Annotated in this window: 16 protein-coding genes and 1 other annotated feature; of the genes, 7 read left to right on the forward strand and 9 right to left on the reverse strand. The window is 41.0% G+C overall.

Annotated features, from left to right (window positions below; genetic code table 11):
• Window positions 1-10 precede the first annotated feature (10 nt).
• Window positions 11-484: a GNAT family N-acetyltransferase gene (locus IGJ26_RS14280; protein ID WP_196043802.1), complete on the forward strand. Its 474-nt coding sequence runs from the start codon at window positions 11-13 to the stop codon at window positions 482-484.
• Window positions 485-838: 354 nt separating this feature from the next.
• Here IGJ26_RS14280 and udk read toward each other — a convergent pair whose 3' ends face one another.
• The 3 genes from udk to IGJ26_RS14295 form a co-directional block, all read right to left on the reverse strand.
• Window positions 839-1462: a uridine kinase gene (gene udk, locus IGJ26_RS14285; RefSeq protein ID WP_005227927.1), complete on the reverse strand. Its 624-nt coding sequence runs from the start codon at window positions 1460-1462 to the stop codon at window positions 839-841.
• An 83-nt stretch (window positions 1463-1545) separates the two neighbouring features.
• A complete protein-coding gene (locus IGJ26_RS14290) occupies window positions 1546-2229 on the reverse strand; it encodes a YjjG family noncanonical pyrimidine nucleotidase (RefSeq protein ID WP_016612934.1) in 684 nt (227 codons plus the stop codon).
• 14 nt (window positions 2230-2243) lie between these two features.
• Window positions 2244-2960 carry a 16S rRNA pseudouridine(516) synthase gene (locus IGJ26_RS14295; protein WP_008379390.1) on the reverse strand — a complete coding sequence of 239 codons (717 nt, stop codon included), beginning with the start codon at window positions 2958-2960 and terminating at the stop codon, window positions 2244-2246.
• 300 nt (window positions 2961-3260) lie between these two features.
• Between IGJ26_RS14295 and IGJ26_RS14300 the strand changes: the two genes are divergently transcribed.
• From IGJ26_RS14300 to IGJ26_RS14310, 3 genes are all read left to right on the forward strand, one after another.
• The gene (locus IGJ26_RS14300; RefSeq protein ID WP_005227923.1) at window positions 3261-3875 is read left to right on the forward strand and encodes a 50S ribosomal protein L25/general stress protein Ctc; all 615 of its coding nucleotides are present in this window, start codon (window positions 3261-3263) and stop codon (window positions 3873-3875) included.
• A gap of 318 nt (window positions 3876-4193) precedes the next feature.
• The gene (locus IGJ26_RS14305) at window positions 4194-4511 is read left to right on the forward strand and encodes a DUF960 domain-containing protein (RefSeq protein WP_005233624.1); all 318 of its coding nucleotides are present in this window, start codon (window positions 4194-4196) and stop codon (window positions 4509-4511) included.
• A 243-nt stretch (window positions 4512-4754) separates the two neighbouring features.
• On the forward strand, window positions 4755-5807 hold the full coding sequence (locus IGJ26_RS14310) for a helix-turn-helix domain-containing protein (RefSeq protein ID WP_086316606.1): 1053 nt from the start codon (window positions 4755-4757) through the stop codon (window positions 5805-5807).
• A gap of 38 nt (window positions 5808-5845) precedes the next feature.
• On the opposite strand, the gene IGJ26_RS14315 is transcribed toward IGJ26_RS14310, so the two are convergent.
• The 6 genes from IGJ26_RS14315 to IGJ26_RS14340 all read right to left on the reverse strand — a co-directional run bounded on the left by IGJ26_RS14315 (window position 5846) and on the right by IGJ26_RS14340 (window position 10748).
• The gene (locus IGJ26_RS14315) at window positions 5846-6700 is read right to left on the reverse strand and encodes a MetQ/NlpA family ABC transporter substrate-binding protein (protein ID WP_010749087.1); all 855 of its coding nucleotides are present in this window, start codon (window positions 6698-6700) and stop codon (window positions 5846-5848) included.
• Window positions 6701-6744: 44 nt separating this feature from the next.
• Window positions 6745-7431, reverse strand: coding sequence for a methionine ABC transporter permease (locus IGJ26_RS14320; protein WP_060791558.1), 687 nt, complete (start codon window positions 7429-7431; stop codon window positions 6745-6747).
• The gene (locus tag IGJ26_RS14325) at window positions 7424-8458 is read right to left on the reverse strand and encodes a methionine ABC transporter ATP-binding protein (protein ID WP_077452289.1); all 1035 of its coding nucleotides are present in this window, start codon (window positions 8456-8458) and stop codon (window positions 7424-7426) included. Before IGJ26_RS14325 ends, IGJ26_RS14320 begins: the two co-directional genes overlap by 8 nt.
• A 71-nt stretch (window positions 8459-8529) precedes the next feature.
• Window positions 8530-8779, reverse strand: a binding site (T-box leader).
• Between the two features lie 77 nt (window positions 8780-8856).
• The gene (locus IGJ26_RS14330; protein ID WP_010749086.1) at window positions 8857-9195 is read right to left on the reverse strand and encodes a glycine cleavage system protein H; all 339 of its coding nucleotides are present in this window, start codon (window positions 9193-9195) and stop codon (window positions 8857-8859) included.
• Complete coding sequence (locus tag IGJ26_RS14335; RefSeq protein WP_008379379.1) at window positions 9177-9554, reverse strand: arsenate reductase family protein; 378 nt, start codon at window positions 9552-9554, stop codon at window positions 9177-9179. The genes IGJ26_RS14330 and IGJ26_RS14335 overlap by 19 nt, the downstream gene beginning before the upstream one ends.
• A gap of 9 nt (window positions 9555-9563) precedes the next feature.
• Window positions 9564-10748: an FtsW/RodA/SpoVE family cell cycle protein gene (locus IGJ26_RS14340; protein ID WP_008379376.1), complete on the reverse strand. Its 1185-nt coding sequence runs from the start codon at window positions 10746-10748 to the stop codon at window positions 9564-9566.
• Window positions 10749-11312: 564 nt separating this feature from the next.
• Here IGJ26_RS14340 and IGJ26_RS14345 point away from each other — a divergent pair.
• The 3 genes from IGJ26_RS14345 to IGJ26_RS14355 are packed head-to-tail and all read left to right on the forward strand — an operon-like array spanning window position 11313 to window position 15067.
• Window positions 11313-13256 (forward strand): BglG family transcription antiterminator, encoded by a 1944-nt coding sequence (locus tag IGJ26_RS14345; protein WP_430599701.1) that lies wholly within the window; start codon window positions 11313-11315, stop codon window positions 13254-13256.
• A gap of 2 nt (window positions 13257-13258) precedes the next feature.
• Window positions 13259-13714 carry a PTS sugar transporter subunit IIA gene (locus tag IGJ26_RS14350; protein WP_005233600.1) on the forward strand — a complete coding sequence of 152 codons (456 nt, stop codon included), beginning with the start codon at window positions 13259-13261 and terminating at the stop codon, window positions 13712-13714.
• A gap of 15 nt (window positions 13715-13729) precedes the next feature.
• A complete protein-coding gene (locus tag IGJ26_RS14355) occupies window positions 13730-15067 on the forward strand; it encodes a PTS galactitol transporter subunit IIC (RefSeq protein WP_005233598.1) in 1338 nt (445 codons plus the stop codon).

Raw genomic sequence — 15067 nt, forward strand, 5'->3', positions numbered from 1 at the left:
GGAGAAAAAAATGCAGGTCATCACCCTTAAAGAACACCCTGAATACTTAGCAGAAGCGATCCGTTACTTCCAAAAACAGTGGGCTGGCCCCGATTCCCTCATGGTTTATGAAGACAGCCTGACCCATAGTTTTTCAACAAGCATTTTGCCGCAATGGCTACTGCTGGTCAATGATGAGATGGCATCCGACGGACCTTATCAAATCATCGGCTGCGGCGGCTTGATCCCCAACGACTTCATCAGTCGGATGGATTTGACGCCTTGGCTTTGCGCCTTGTATGTGGACCCTTTGTGGCGTGGCCAAGGCGGTGCCCGCCTTTTGATCGAAACAGCTAAACAGCGCGCTGCTGGAGCTGGTTTTGATTCTCTGTATCTATGTACGGATCTTTCTACTTTTTATGAGCAGTTTGCTTTCGAACCGATCGGCACTGGCTACCACCCTTGGGGAGAGTCTTCCACCATCTATCGCTGTTCTCTCACGTAAATAAACAAAAAAAAGCTGTGAACAAAATTGTTCACAGCTTTTTTCACTCACAGTACTATTGCTAGTAGAATACCCTATCTCCACAAAAGGAATATTCCGACACCCTACAAATCCGGTAGGTTGCTTACGCGGTGTGCCTCTGCTATCAATCTGGTCAGCTAATGCTAGACCTTCTCGACTCGTCGCATGAGGATTACTTTACCATAAAATTAGTCGGAATACTACTGTTTTTTTTTTTATAAAATCAAAAACTGCGGATAAACATCTTTCAAGAAAGAGCACTTATCAGCAGTTTTACATGAACCAGTTGTTTCTTCTCAAAAGAAACGTTCAAATCGATGGATTCAAGAAACCTTAGGATAAGAAGGTTGCCACTTTGGTCGTAATCAAATCAATGGCTACGTGGTTTTCGCCGCCTTCTGGTACGATGACATCAGCATACCGTTTTGTCGGTTCGATAAATTGATGATACATCGGTTTTACGACCGTCAAGTATTGTTCGATCACAGAATCCAACGTCCGGCCACGTTCTTCCATATCACGTTTGATTCGGCGAATAATCCGAATATCATCGTCTGTATCAACATAAAGTTTAATATCCATTAAATTACGTAATCGCTCATCTTCTAAAATCAAGATCCCTTCCAAGATAATGACTTCTTTGGGTTCTTGAATGATCGTTGCTTCGCTGCGAGTATGAGCGACATAATCATAGACAGGTTTTTCGATCGTTTGATATGCAAGCAGCTGCTGCAAGTGATCGATCAACAAATCAGTATCAAATGCAAAAGGATGGTCATAGTTGGTGTTCAACCGTTCTTCAAAGCTCAGATCACTTTGGTCTTTATAGTAGGAGTCTTGTTCAAGCATCATAATAGAATGGTTGGGGAAATGATTAAAGATCGCCCGACTCACGCTTGTTTTTCCACTACCTGATCCACCTGTCACACCAATAATAATGGGCTTGCCATTCGTCATTCAATTAACCTCTTTCATCTTAAAAAATTCACACTGGTTCTATTATAGCGAAAATTCGGCAAATTACTACTGTTTCTGTAGAATCAGTGCTGCAATAAAGGAAGTAATTGCTGCAAACGTTCGATCTCAAAGGTAGGCTGAATCTCACCACTGTTTTTTTTCTTTGGATTAAACCAAATCGTGTCGATCCCTGCCAATTGTCCGCCTAAGATATCTGAAGTCAGTGAATCGCCAATAATGACTGTTTCTTGTTTTTTAACGTTTGGTATGCGGGCAAACACGTAGTCAAAATATTCTTTCATTGGTTTTTGATAACCCGTGTCTTCTGAAACAAAAATATCACGGAAATAGGGCTTCAATTTGGCATCTTCCAAGCGACGGTACTGGGTTTCAGAAACCCCGTTCGTAACCACGTATAGGTCAAAATGCTGCGCCAACTCCGCTAAGATCTCATCACTGTTGTCTAACAGTTTATGTCCTTCATTTAGAAATTCTCGGTACGCCAATTCAACTGCTGGACTATCGACCTGAATGCCTTGCGTTTCAAAAAACAAGCCGAAACGCTCATTGATGACTTGGTCTCTCGTGATTTTCCCTTGCTCAAACTGCTGCCACAAATCATGATTGATCGTTTGATAGCTTTGTTTGCGCTCTGGAGTCATTTCCAAGCCATGAGCTTCAAACAGTGCTTTTAAGGCTTGATCTTCGGTATCTTGAAAGTCGAGGATCGTGTCATCGACATCAAATAATAATGTTTTATACTTCATTTTCTCCCTCTTTCTCAGCGGAAATGCGCCGCCAGTCCTTTTAATTCTTCTTGCGTCAGCGAGCGATAACTGCCCACTGCTAAATCATCTGGTAGAACCAGCGAACCCATCGCTGTTCGTTTCAGCTGAATGACTTTTTTCCCTCGGGCTAAAAACATCTTTTTCACTTGATGGAACTTGCCTTCAGCAATTTCTAACGAAACAAAGGAATGATCCGCTCGGGCATCGATGATCGTTAGGGCAGCTGGTTTGCAAGTGACACCACCATGAAAGGTGATCCCTGCAGCAAATGCCGCCACATCCTCAGGAGTCACCAAGTCATTGACCACCACTTCATATCGCTTGGTCACCTTTTTGGTGGGATGCAGCAAGTCATAGCCTAACTGACCATTCGTCGTAACTAATACCAACCCTTCCGTGTCCCGATCCAATCGACCGACGGCATAAAGATCAGGATGTTGATCTTCGGGTGCAATCAAAGCGATCACTGTCTGGTGCTGTTGATCCAGATTGGCTGTAACGACACCCTTGGGTTTGTTGACGATATAATAGCGTTCCTGTGTTTCCAACTGCCGCCCCGCAACCATGATTTGATGCAAGCTGCTATCGACGTTGCGCTCGGGCCTTCGCTCAATCCTATGATCCACAAAGACTTTTCCTTGCTGAAACAACCGTTTCATCTCTTTCCGGGATGTATTCAATTGTTGCTCGATCACTTTATCTAAACGCATAAATTTTTCTCCATAGTGGCTATTATAGCTTAGGATCTAGCGAAAGGAAACTGCCAGGATTTCAAATGATTTGACTTTCTTTGTCTTTTTGCGTAAGGTTAAAGAGTAAAGTAAATATAGTTTCTCATACACAGCGTTATGACCTGGTGGAGAAAAGTTGAACCAAAACTTTCTGGGGCAGTTGTGTACACAACTGCCCTTTTGCGTGTTTTCACTCACGTACCACTTAATGTGCAGAGTTAACAAAATTTGCTTAAAAAATCTCGTTACTAACGAGAAAATTTTAGGAGGAATTGAGTTATGTCAGTATCATTAGAAGTTACGAAAAGAGAAGTTCGCCCACGTTCTTTACGGAACAAGTTGCGTCACGAAGGAAAAGTACCTGCAATTGTCAATGGGTACAAAGTAGAAAGCACACCGATTGCTGTCAATGCAGCAGAATTAGAAAAAATCTTGCGTGAAAATGGATTGAATACCGTAATCACGATCAGTTTAGAAGGCAAAAAAGTCAATACACTGATCAAAGAGTATCAATCAGATACCTTCACACGCAATTTAACCCACGTTGAATTCCTATCTGTCGATATGAATGAAGAAACAGAAGTAGAAGCAGAAGTAACCTTAATTGGTGAATCTGCTGGTGTCAAAGCTGGTGGTGTTCTAGCACAAAACTTGTATACAGTCGTTGTATCAGCAACACCAGACAAATTGCCTGAACGTGTTGAGATCGATGTGACGTCATTAGAGATCGGCGATTCATTAACAGTGGCTGATCTGCCTAAGAACGACGAGTACACGATCGTGACCGATCCAGAAGAACAAATCGTTGCGGTTACTGAACCACAAGAAATCTCTGAAGATGAAGAAGCCGGCGAAGCTGCTGAACCAGCAGTTATCGGTGAAGACGAAGAGTAATCATAGAACACCGTTCTTAAGACCACGTCTTCAATCAACAGACACTTCTAAGAAATGTAGGACTCTTGAAGGGATTTCCCTTCAAGAGTCCTTTTCATTCTTACGAAGAGCTGGTATGCTGCAACTGACTATTTCCCATTGAAAGACGTCTTTGGGAAAGCTTGGTCCAGCCAACCCAACAAATTTTTAAGAAAATAGTTAAAATGCGTCGCTGACCAAAAAGAAAAGCAGAAGTAGTTGCATTTTTGACGGTTCTTCATTATGATAAATAGACAAATTTGATGTTAATGGCAAGCCTACTTGAAGGAGGGGTTTATTATGTTTGAAACATTTGATGATCACCGCAGTCGTTACGCTTCTGGCGGTATTGTTCAAACACTACCTAGCGAACTGATCGATAGTATCTGGTTAATCATTGATCTTGATTTAAAAGGGTTTATTCCGTTGACAAATCTGCTCACCTTTGAAGTCCAAAACAATCATGGTCGTGTCACCCTGCTTTTTTCTCAAGCACAAAGTCAAATCGAACTTGGTGTTGATCTACCTTACCGGTATTCCGACCTGTATCCCCAAAAAGTCTATGTGTATGATGATGGGCAGCGGCAAACGATTTTATTGCCTAGCGAGACTCGTTAACGCCCATTCGCCATTCTCTTTTTATAACGACACCTATATAAAAAACCACCCTTTTTATTTTAGAAGGTGGTTTTTTTTTGCATACCTCCTTTCATTTAATTCTGTCTAGCAGCAATTTCAAATAAATACTCGACAAAAACATCGTTTTTTATTACGTTTTATTGACTATTTTTTGCGAGTGAAAATAACGAATGAAGTTCCCTTATAATAAGGACAGTTGCAAAATTTAGCTGAAAGAGGTGCATGATGTTGAAAAATATCCTTGAAAAAGATATTATGCAAATGCTGCGACTCTCCACAACACTTTTAACCGAAAATCCCCTGCCTTTGAATAAAGCTGCTGCCGCCCAAAAAATCTCTGTCAAAACGATCCGTCGGCTACTGTCAAGCTATTTAAACGAGGACCCATTCTTCCACTATGATGTACAACAAGGGCACATTCGTGCAGACCGTCATTTGCAGCAATCAGCCAGTTGCTCCCTCCCCCATATGGAAATGATTGCTGCATTATTCACTAAAAGTGCAAATTATCAGCTACTCTTGCTCTTGTTAAAAATGCCGACTATTTCCTTTGCAGATCTTTACAAACGCTATTATCTCAGCCCATCCAGTTTGCATCGGCGCTTTTCATCCTTTTCTAACTTTTTAGCACCTTATCAACTAGCTATCGATCGCCGCAGTTATCCTTTAATCACTGGCAACGAACGACAACTGCGCTATGTGCTTTTTCGCCTTACCCTCTTAGCAAACCCAGCGCTTATCTCCCCCAATCAAGCGTTTCAGGAGCTGACACAAATCCATCAGTTACGGAAAACTGCTTTTTATCCCAACACATCAATCACGTTTACTCAACAAGTTTTTCCCAAACACTTTGTTCCAAGTTTCTACTTAGTCGGCGAACGCAGCTATTTGTTTTTATGGAAACAGCTTCTAACACTGGAGCCTTTCTATGTACCTGCAGAAGAATCTGGCCTCTTATGCCAAATCATCACCCCAGTTTTGAGACAGTATCCAATCGAGCAGCCGTTAGAGGTTCTTTTGCCGAAAATTTTCCAAGCCCATCTGCTGGGGGCATTATTGGAGGGCAATTTATTTGTCTACCCGCCATTAAATCCTCGCTTATCTGAACGTTCACAACGCTTGGTCCGTGCTTTCTTGACACAGCTTCCCCACTACGAAAAACTTTTAAAGAAGCATCCCGAGTTGCCCTTACTCTATGAATGCATTTGGCAAGACGTCTCTTTCTTCCAACCCATCATTGCCTTTCCGCAACAAAAAGAGCGCCCACTTGAATAGTGGTACGCTCTTTTTAAAATCATTTTACTATCAGTGAATTATTTTGCGTCAGCATCAACGATTTTCACTGAACCTTGCCATTGTTCTTCAACAAAGTCTTTGATTTCGTCTGAATGAAGCACTTCAATCAATTTCTTGATTTTGTCGCTATCTTCGTCACCACTGCGGACAGCGATCACGTTGACATAAGGAGAATTATCCGCTTCTAATAAAACAGAATCATCCGCTGGGTTCAAATCGATCCCGAATGCGAAGTTCGCATTGATGGCAATTAGGTCTGCTTCGTCGTTTTGATAAGCAGTCGCCAAAAGAGATGGATCGACGTCATGTTTAAATTCTAAGTTTTTCGGATTTTCAGCAATATCATCAAAGGTTGCCGTTTCTGTATCAACGCCGTCTTTTAAGGTAATCAAGTCAGCATCTTGTAAAATCGTTAGGATACGGCCCCAGTCAGATTCAGAAGTGGAAGTAAGAACCGTTGCACCATCTTCTAGTTCTGAAATATCAGAGATTCGTTTTGAGTAAAGACCCATTGGCTCGATATGGATCGCACCGGCATTAACAAAGTCATAGCCATTGTCTGCGATTTGTTTGTTCAAGTAAGGAATGTGTTGGAAGTAATTGGCATCGATATCGCCATTTTCCAATGCTTTGTTTGGCAACACATAATCATCGAAGGTCTTGATTTCAAGATCAATGCCTTCTTCTGCTAGTAAAGGTTTGGCTTGTTCTAAAATTTCCGCATGAGGCGTAACCGATGCACCGATCACTAATTTTGTTGATTCTCCCTCAGCCGCAGATGAATCAGAGCTTCCTGAATTTGAGCCCGTTCCACAAGCAGCTAAAGCGGCAGTTAACAATAAGGTTGTTGCAATACCAAAAATCTTTTTCATATCCATTTCCTCCCATATTTTCCACTTTTTGTTCTTCGTTTCATTTACCGTTTATCGGTGGCCTTCGCAAGGAAATCGCCGACCCCTTGGATAATGAAAACGATAATTAAAATAATCACTGTTGCAACAAGCGTAACAGTGTAATTTCCACGTTGAAATCCTTCTTGCCAAGCCAAAGCGCCTAGCCCACCGGCACCAATCGCACCTGCCATGGCGGTATAACCAATCATTGAGATCGTTGTGACCGTCAGTCCTGAGATCAATGCCGGAACACTTTCTGGAATCACGATCTTATAAATGATCTCCCAGTAACTGGCGCCCATCGCTTCGGCGGCTTCAATCACACCAGGATTGACTTCACGAAAAGCAATTTCCACCATCCGAGCATAAAACGGCGCAGCCGATAAAACTAATGCTGGGATCGCTGCTTTTGCCCCTAGGAACGAACCGACTAATAATGTTGTAAAGGGAATGATCAAGACCATCAAAATCATGAATGGCGTTGAGCGAAAGGCGTTACTGATGATGGAAACCACATTATAGAAAATGTTGGCTCCCGCCGTTTGTTTACGCCCTAGTGAATAAAGCGCCAATCCTAGAAGCAAACCGATCACAACCACTAAAACCATTGAGAAAAAAGTCATAAACAAGGTGTCTAGGGTTGCTTGCTGCATATTGGCCCAGTCGACCTTTTCAAAATTAAAATAGGTTTCTACAAATGACTTATCCACGTTCAATCACCTCCACGCCTACTTGCTGCTCTTTGAAAAAGGTGATCGCTTTTTCGATCTCATTTGCTTCACCTGTCAATAAGACCGTCAAGCCGCCAAAGGATCCTTCATTGGTTTGTTGGATCTTTCCATAAACGACATTGACATCGATCTGGAAGCGGCGAATTGCTTGTGAAATGACTGGTTCATTGGCGTTGTCTTGCGTGAATGTCAAGGTCACTAAATGTCCTTGCGGATTTTCTCGTAAGAAGGCTTGCCGTAGTTCTTCGACATCTTCTTCTGGTTCCAAATCTTGCTGAACAAAACGTTTGGTCACTTCTTGCTGTGGGTTACGGAAAACCGATTGTACTGATCCTTCTTCCACGATCTGCCCATGCTCCATCACCGCGACCTTGTTGCAGATTTTGCGAATGACGTTCATTTCATGGGTAATCAGCACGATCGTCAAATGCAATTTTTTATTGATGGAAAGCAAGAGATCCAACACTTCTTCTGTTGTTTGTGGATCTAACGCACTCGTTGCTTCATCACACAGCAAAATTTCTGGTTCATTCGCTAATGCACGAGCAATCCCGACTCTTTGCTTTTGTCCGCCAGACAATTGTGCCGGATAGGCAGTTTCCCGTCCTTCCAACCCAACTAACTTGATCAGCTCTTGCGCCCGTTGCCGTCGTTTTGCTTTTTCAACGCCTGCCAACTCCAATGGCAATTCGATGTTCTCCGCCACCGTTCGAGACCATAATAGATTAAAGTGCTGAAAAATCATGCCGATTTTTTTACGGAAGTTTCTCAATTCTTTGTTTTTCAATGCCAAAATATTTTGACCGTTAATGACTACATCTCCTGCTGTCGGCAATTCTAAGCCGTTCAACAAACGAACTAATGTACTTTTCCCAGCACCAGAGTAGCCAACGATTCCATAGATATCGCCTTTTTCCACTTGCAGTGAAACATCATTGACGGCGTGGACAGCCGTTTGCTTTTTGCCGAATGACTTTTTTACATGCGACAATTCGATTAATGCCATGTTATTCCCATCTTTCCTCTTTGGTTGGTTAAACACAAAAAAAGCTTTCATCCTCTGTACATTATACTGTTACAAAGGACGAAAGCACAACTTCCGCGTTACCACCTTGATTTACTGTCGATTCACATCAACAGCCTCGCTCAGTACTTGAATTGCTTCGCATACTGCTGCACTGTAACGGGTGCCTCCCGTGATAGGCTTGTTTCCACTCACCTATCATGCTCAAAGACCATCTTCCATCCTCTCTCCGTTGCCCATTTGCACCAAACAGGGCTCTCTGTGTACGTTAAGAACATGTACTCTTCTTTTCAAAGCATTCATTTATTGAGCAAATTATAGCAACGTCTTATCCGACTGTCAATTCTTTTTGAAAAAATAGTCGTTTTTACAGATCTGACTTACAAAGCTTCAAATTGACTTGGGTCAACCTCTTTGAAGCTGACAAGCCAAGCGTTCATTTCGTCTTCATCATTTAAGGTATCAATGGATTGATCGATTTTTTCATTTACGGAAGAAATCACGCCCGTCAATGGACTTGGAAATTCACTGACTGCTTTTTCCGCTTCCAGCTCAACAAGGGTCTCTCCTTGTTTTAAAGCAGTTCCTGCTTTTTGAATCGAAGCAAACGTGACCGCACCAAGTTCTTCTTGCGCTTCTTTTGTTAAACCGACACAATATTCTTTCCCGTTAAACAAAACCCACAAATTATCTTTTTTTCTTAAGCATTTCTTTTCCATGATTCTTGTAAGACTCCTTCATATTCATTTTCTTTAAATCCATTAATCAAAAAGCGGTCGCCGCTAACGAGTAGTGGGCGCTTGATCAACATACCATCGGTTGCCAGCACATCGGCTGCGTCTTGGGCAGTCATGGTCGGCACTTTTTCTTTTAATTGCAATTCACGGTATTTCATGCCGCTTGTGTTAAAGAAACGGGTTAACGGTGCTTCGCTTGATTGGATCCAAGCCAACAATTGTTCCGGTTGAGGCGGTGTGGCCACCATATCGATCGCTTCAAAGGGAATCTCGTGCTCTTCTAACCAACGCTTCGCATTTCGGCATGTACTGCATTTTGGGTACCAATAAAATGTAATCATGTGAACTCCTTAAAGTGTTTTTGGTGCGGTCTCAGCTTGATAGCGCATCGATAAAATCAAACCGATCCCAATCATATTGCTTAATAGGGCAGATCCTCCTTGGCTAATAAACGGCAGTGGAATCCCCGTCAACGGTAAGAGACCGATGTTTGCGCCAATGTTTTCAAACACATGGAAGAGAATCATCATAATGATCCCAGTTGCCAAGTAGGCATAAAATTCATTGTTGGTATCGAAACATACCCGGATCATTCGGTAGATCAAAATAAAATACAATAAAATGACAAACGCGCTGCCAATAAACCCAAAATTCTCACCGATCACCGAAAAAATCATATCGGATTCTCGAACTGGTACATACACATCGCTGACATTAAATCCTTTCCCGAACATCCCGCCAGAGGCGATCGCCATCAGAGCGTACGCCAATTGGAAGGATTGCCCTTGGGTATCATGAAAAGGATCTAGCCACGAATCGATACGGGCAAACTGGTACTCTTTAAAGATCCCTGTATTGTACAGCAACTCACGACCAACATCGGTGGTCACTAAGAAAATCGTTCCGCCACCGAGAATCACGAATGCCGCAATCACTGGCACAACGATTCGCCAAGAGATCCCCGACATCAAGAAGACCCCACCGAAAATCGCCAGAAAGACCAACATCGTACCAAAGTCGTTTTGCAAGGTAATCAGGATCAGTACTGGAATCGTGACGGCCAACATTTTCGCTATCAGCAACCCATCTGTTTTCAGATCCCGTTCCCGATGCTTGACATTGTGCTGCGTGACGACTAACGCCAACATCATAATATAGGCGATCTTCATCAACTCTGAAGGCTGGAGGGTAAAGGGACCAAAACGGAACCAGTTTTTTGACCCTGTCGAGGTAGCCATTGTCCGGTCATAAAATTTCAACAGCGCCAACATGACGGCTAATCCAGCTCCATAAATATAGGGCGTCAATTTCCAGAGCCATTTTGATTTGATCTGCATGATAATAATCACCGCAATAATACCTAACACATACCATAAAGCTTGAAACCCTAAGGTTCGCCACATATTCGGGTTATTTGGATCATGCGTCAACGCCACATACAAGGACGCCACACCAATCAGACATAATAAAAATACGGGTAGAATCACACCGTAGTCAATTCGATTATCGTTCGTTTTTATTCGTGAATTTTCCATGTCCACACTCTCTTCTGTAGAATCTTTATCCATTATAGTGATAATTGAGGAGAAAAGAAAGGATTGTCCATGAGCATTCACAAAAAATTTAGAAACTTTAATGATTTTCGGGAAAAGAGGGTTAAAAATAATTCAAATTGATAAGAATTACAACGAGAGCGGACCTAACTTCTGATTCATATCTGATCAATCAGAGTATAATTACAGTATATCTATTAGACAGGAAGTTCAGAAGCATATTTTTCTATTAAAACTCGCTGAATACGTCTATATCTTATTAGTAATAAATCACTTCATTTCAACTATTCTTCTTTATTTTGATTATTCTTTGCTCAATGTAACCGAAGTAACCGAACAAAGCAACTTTAACTCAGTCAAAAATTGCCACCCTATTTTCATTTCAAAGAAATAGCAACCCGTGACTACTTCTCTTAAGCTGCTCAAAATATAAATTGATGCACGACGAGCCTAATTTACCACATTAATGTGGTAATGAAATGTTATTTACGCCACCATCTAATTTCACTAGAATACAATTAAGGAAGCGCTTCCGGAGGTGAACCAATGATTTTAAATAATCGAGAACAACTACTGTTGCAACTACTATTAGAACAAACGGAGTTTCGCCCTGCCTCTTTTTTTCAAAAGCAGTTAAATGTATCCCAAAAAACGGTTTATAACAATTTAACGACTTTAGAAAAGAAACTAAAAGATTCGGGACTAGCTCTCAAAAAAGTACCAAGAAAAGGAATCTTTTTATCTGGTTCTGAATCAGCAAAACAGAATGGTTATCGATTGTTAGCAAAAAAAGAGACTAAACTCGAACTATTTTCACCTAATTATCGTAAAATCTTTATTTTCGCTAACTATCTGTTTTCAGTAAAGCCAATGCACTATCAGGAATTCTCTGAATATTTTTATATTAGTAACCAGTCAATAAAGAAAGATGTTGATGAAATCGTTGCTTTCTGTCGATTCCATCAAGTATCTACAAAAATGACTACTAGCGGACTCAAGCTAACCTCAGTTGAATCTGCTGCTCAAAACGTATTCAAATCTTTTTTAGAGAAGTATACCGACGCCAAAGCCAGTGAAAATCTTTTGGTCAACAATCTCTTTGACTCTAAGGTACTCGATTTGACGAAGAGATTTGTCTCAGATATGACCCAGACAATCGGCCACCCCGTCAACAATTATTCTATCGACTCCTTGAAGCTTTCATTGCGTATTTTTCTTTCAAGACTCCTTATAGATAAACACATTGAAAAACAAGAGCATCTAGTATTTGACGAACTGAGACGAATGAAATTCTATATGATCGCGGTTGATTTTGCTGAAATGATCCAACAGCAACTACCTGTTCAATTTAGTGATACAGATATTCAATATGTATGTTCCTTGTTATTAGCACACGGCATCGAGCCTTTTGGTCAAATGGATGAGCCTCACGAATCTACTATCACAAATTGTACGAAACAAATCATTCAAAAAATGTCACATATGTTAAACGCAGATCTGACACAAGATAAATTATTGCTGCAAACATTGTTGGCTCATATCGTTCCCATGATCCATCGATCAAAGACAGGGATTTTATTGAAAAACCCACTGATAAAAAGTATCAAAAAACAATACTCAACAATGTATACATTGACCAAATATGCAATTGGAGATTTAGAGGAGCGATTTCAAATCTTATTAACAGAAGACGAAGTTTCTTTTCTGACGATCCATTTTCAGTTAGCCTTTGAAAAGATAAAAATTACTAACCATATACTAATTGTTTGCCAATCAGGTTTTGCTACATCGGAGTTGATTTTTAACCGTATCAAACAGACGATCGCTGCTGATACCGTATTGGAGATCATTCCTTTGAGTAAACTGGCCAGTACATCTCTTGAAGCTGTTGATCTGATCATATCAACTATTCCATTGGACATTACAGCACCGCCAGTTATTTATATTTCGCCGCTTCCTACTACCGAAGAAATAGGAAGAATCTCAGCAAAGATATCTAATCTTAATGAGAATGAGAAAAATTTTTACTCAAAAAAATACCAGAAAACGACTTTATTACAAAAATATTTAGATCCTACTTTCCTTTTTGTCAAAAAAAAGTTTCGAACAAAAAAAGATGTACTGGATTTTTTAGCAGATGATTATCTGAAAAAAAAGCTTGTTACAACAAAATTTAAGCATTCTCTATTTGAACGAGAGGAACTAGGAAGCACTGGCTTAAAGACGGGAGTAGCCATTCCACATGCTGATCCACATACAGTGAAAGAAACAAAACTTGCTTTTCTCACCCTCGATGCGCCAATTACTTGGGGAGACACAAAAATCCAACTAATTGTTTTGCTTGCGATTGCTGAAGAAAACATGATCGAGGCAAAAGAGTTGATCGCTTCGATCTACGGATTGTTTAACTCAGCCGAAGAAATTCAATGGATCGTTAATAGTCAAACGCAAGAAGAACTGTATCAAAGATTGTTAAGAGGAGGAAATTGATCATGTTTTTTGATCACCAAATCGTGTTACTTGAAAAAGATTCTAAAACAAAAGAGGAAGCTTTTCGTCTATTAGCAGACGAACTCATCAAAACTCATTGTGTAAATGATCAGTTCTATCAAAATATCGTACAGCGAGAAGAAACCTTTCCTACAGGTTTAAAAATTAACGGCATTGGGGTAGCGATCCCACATACGGACAGCAAATTTGTTTTACGATCCCAAGTCGCTTTTATGTCACTTGCCTCTCCCCTTTCATTTATTGAAATGGGTTCGCAAGAAAAGAAAATCGATGTATCTCTGTTGTTCATGCTTGCATTGAAGGAACCACATGAGCAATTGGGTATGCTACAAAATCTTATCTCTATGTTTCAAACACCAGGGGTTTTGGAAGCCCTATCCTCAGTAACGACTAAAGAAGCGTATCTTTCGATTATTGAAAAAAATGGACTGCAATAAAAAGGAGGAACAATTATGTTAAATGCATTACAGTGGTTCGTTGATCTAGGTTCAATCGTTGTTTTGCCTATTTTAATTTTTATTTTTGGAATAATTTTGGGAACCAAGCCTGGCAAAGCCTTTACTTCAGCCTTAACTGTTGGTGTCGGGTTTGTTGGATTGAATTTGGTGATTGACCTTCTAAGCAGCAGCTTGGGTCCTGCCGCCCAGCATATGGTTGAACGTCTAGGATTAAATTTGACAACGATTGATGTCGGATGGCCTGCCGCAGCAGCAATTTCTTACGGGACGATTTTAGGAAGTCTTGCGATTCCGATTGGTGTGGTCCTAAATGTTCTACTCATCATTTTAGGGCTGACTAAAGTATTGAATGTAGATATTTGGAATATTTGGCACGCAGCCTTCATCTCTTCTCTGATTTATGCCCTCACTGGAGACTTTGCAATGGGGATCGCGGCCACCGTCATCTATTTGATGATGATTCTTTTAATGGGAGATATTTTAGGTCCGATCATTAATAAGTTCTACGGATTTCCTAATATCACTTTTCCTCATGGTACCGCCGCACCCGGATTCATCTTTGCACTACCGATGAATTGGCTCTTTGATCGTATTCCGGGACTAAAAGATTGGAAAGCAGATCCAGAAACCATTCAGAAAAAATTTGGTGTCTTTGGTGACTCTACTGTTATGGGCTTTTTGATTGGTCTCATCATGGGAATACTTGCCGGATATGACACAGCAGGTGTCGGCCAATTAGCCGTCCAAACAGGCGCTGTGATGGTTTTGATGCCTAAAATGGTTGCTTTACTGATGGAAGGACTAACACCTATTTCTGAATCTGCAAATGAATTCGTCAAAAAACGGTTTCCTGGAAGAGAGCTTTACATCGGTATGGATGCAGCATTATCGGTTGGTCATCCAGCTGTCCTTTCTTCCTCATTGCTGCTAGTTCCGATCACTATTTTGTTAGCCGTAGTTCTACCTGGCAATACGACCTTGCCTTTTGGGGATTTAGCAACCATTCCCTTTCTGATTTGCTTGATGGCTGCTGTTTTTGGAGGAAACATCATTCGAACGGTAATTGCTGGAACGATTTATATGGTAAGCATTCTCTATATTACTTCGTGGGCAGCACCGCTTGTCACTACTGCTGCTCGATCCGCAAACTTTGATCTACAAGGAAACTCTATGATCACTGCTATGGCTGAAGGAGGTTTATGGACCACATTCCTTTATGTCGGCTTAACCAAAATATTAAGCTGGGGCGGTTTAGCCATAATTGGTGTCTCTGTTTTGTTTGGATTGATTTATGTAAATAAAATTCGTCCCAAGAAACAACTATCAAAATAA

The sequence above is a fragment of the Enterococcus sp. AZ095a genome, assembly GCF_050546735.1.
GTDB lineage: Bacteria > Bacillota > Bacilli > Lactobacillales > Enterococcaceae > Enterococcus_D > Enterococcus_D entomosocium.

Coding starts and splice junctions, on each gene's coding strand:
- IGJ26_RS14280 (WP_196043802.1), top strand. CDS start 11: ATGCAGGTCATCACCCTTAAAGAACACCCTGAATACTTAGCAGAAGCG.
- udk (WP_005227927.1), bottom strand. CDS start 1,462: ATGACGAATGGCAAGCCCATTATTATTGGTGTGACAGGTGGATCAGGT.
- IGJ26_RS14290 (WP_016612934.1), bottom strand. CDS start 2,229: ATGAAGTATAAAACATTATTATTTGATGTCGATGACACGATCCTCGAC.
- IGJ26_RS14295 (WP_008379390.1), bottom strand. CDS start 2,960: ATGCGTTTAGATAAAGTGATCGAGCAACAATTGAATACATCCCGGAAA.
- IGJ26_RS14300 (WP_005227923.1), top strand. CDS start 3,261: ATGTCAGTATCATTAGAAGTTACGAAAAGAGAAGTTCGCCCACGTTCT.
- IGJ26_RS14305 (WP_005233624.1), top strand. CDS start 4,194: ATGTTTGAAACATTTGATGATCACCGCAGTCGTTACGCTTCTGGCGGT.
- IGJ26_RS14310 (WP_086316606.1), top strand. CDS start 4,755: ATGATGTTGAAAAATATCCTTGAAAAAGATATTATGCAAATGCTGCGA.
- IGJ26_RS14315 (WP_010749087.1), bottom strand. CDS start 6,700: ATGAAAAAGATTTTTGGTATTGCAACAACCTTATTGTTAACTGCCGCT.
- IGJ26_RS14325 (WP_077452289.1), bottom strand. CDS start 8,458: ATGGCATTAATCGAATTGTCGCATGTAAAAAAGTCATTCGGCAAAAAG.
- IGJ26_RS14330 (WP_010749086.1), bottom strand. CDS start 9,195: ATGGAAAAGAAATGCTTAAGAAAAAAAGATAATTTGTGGGTTTTGTTT.
- IGJ26_RS14335 (WP_008379379.1), bottom strand. CDS start 9,554: ATGATTACATTTTATTGGTACCCAAAATGCAGTACATGCCGAAATGCG.
- IGJ26_RS14340 (WP_008379376.1), bottom strand. CDS start 10,748: ATGGAAAATTCACGAATAAAAACGAACGATAATCGAATTGACTACGGT.
- IGJ26_RS14345 (WP_430599701.1), top strand. CDS start 11,313: ATGATTTTAAATAATCGAGAACAACTACTGTTGCAACTACTATTAGAA.
- IGJ26_RS14350 (WP_005233600.1), top strand. CDS start 13,259: ATGTTTTTTGATCACCAAATCGTGTTACTTGAAAAAGATTCTAAAACA.
- IGJ26_RS14355 (WP_005233598.1), top strand. CDS start 13,730: ATGTTAAATGCATTACAGTGGTTCGTTGATCTAGGTTCAATCGTTGTT.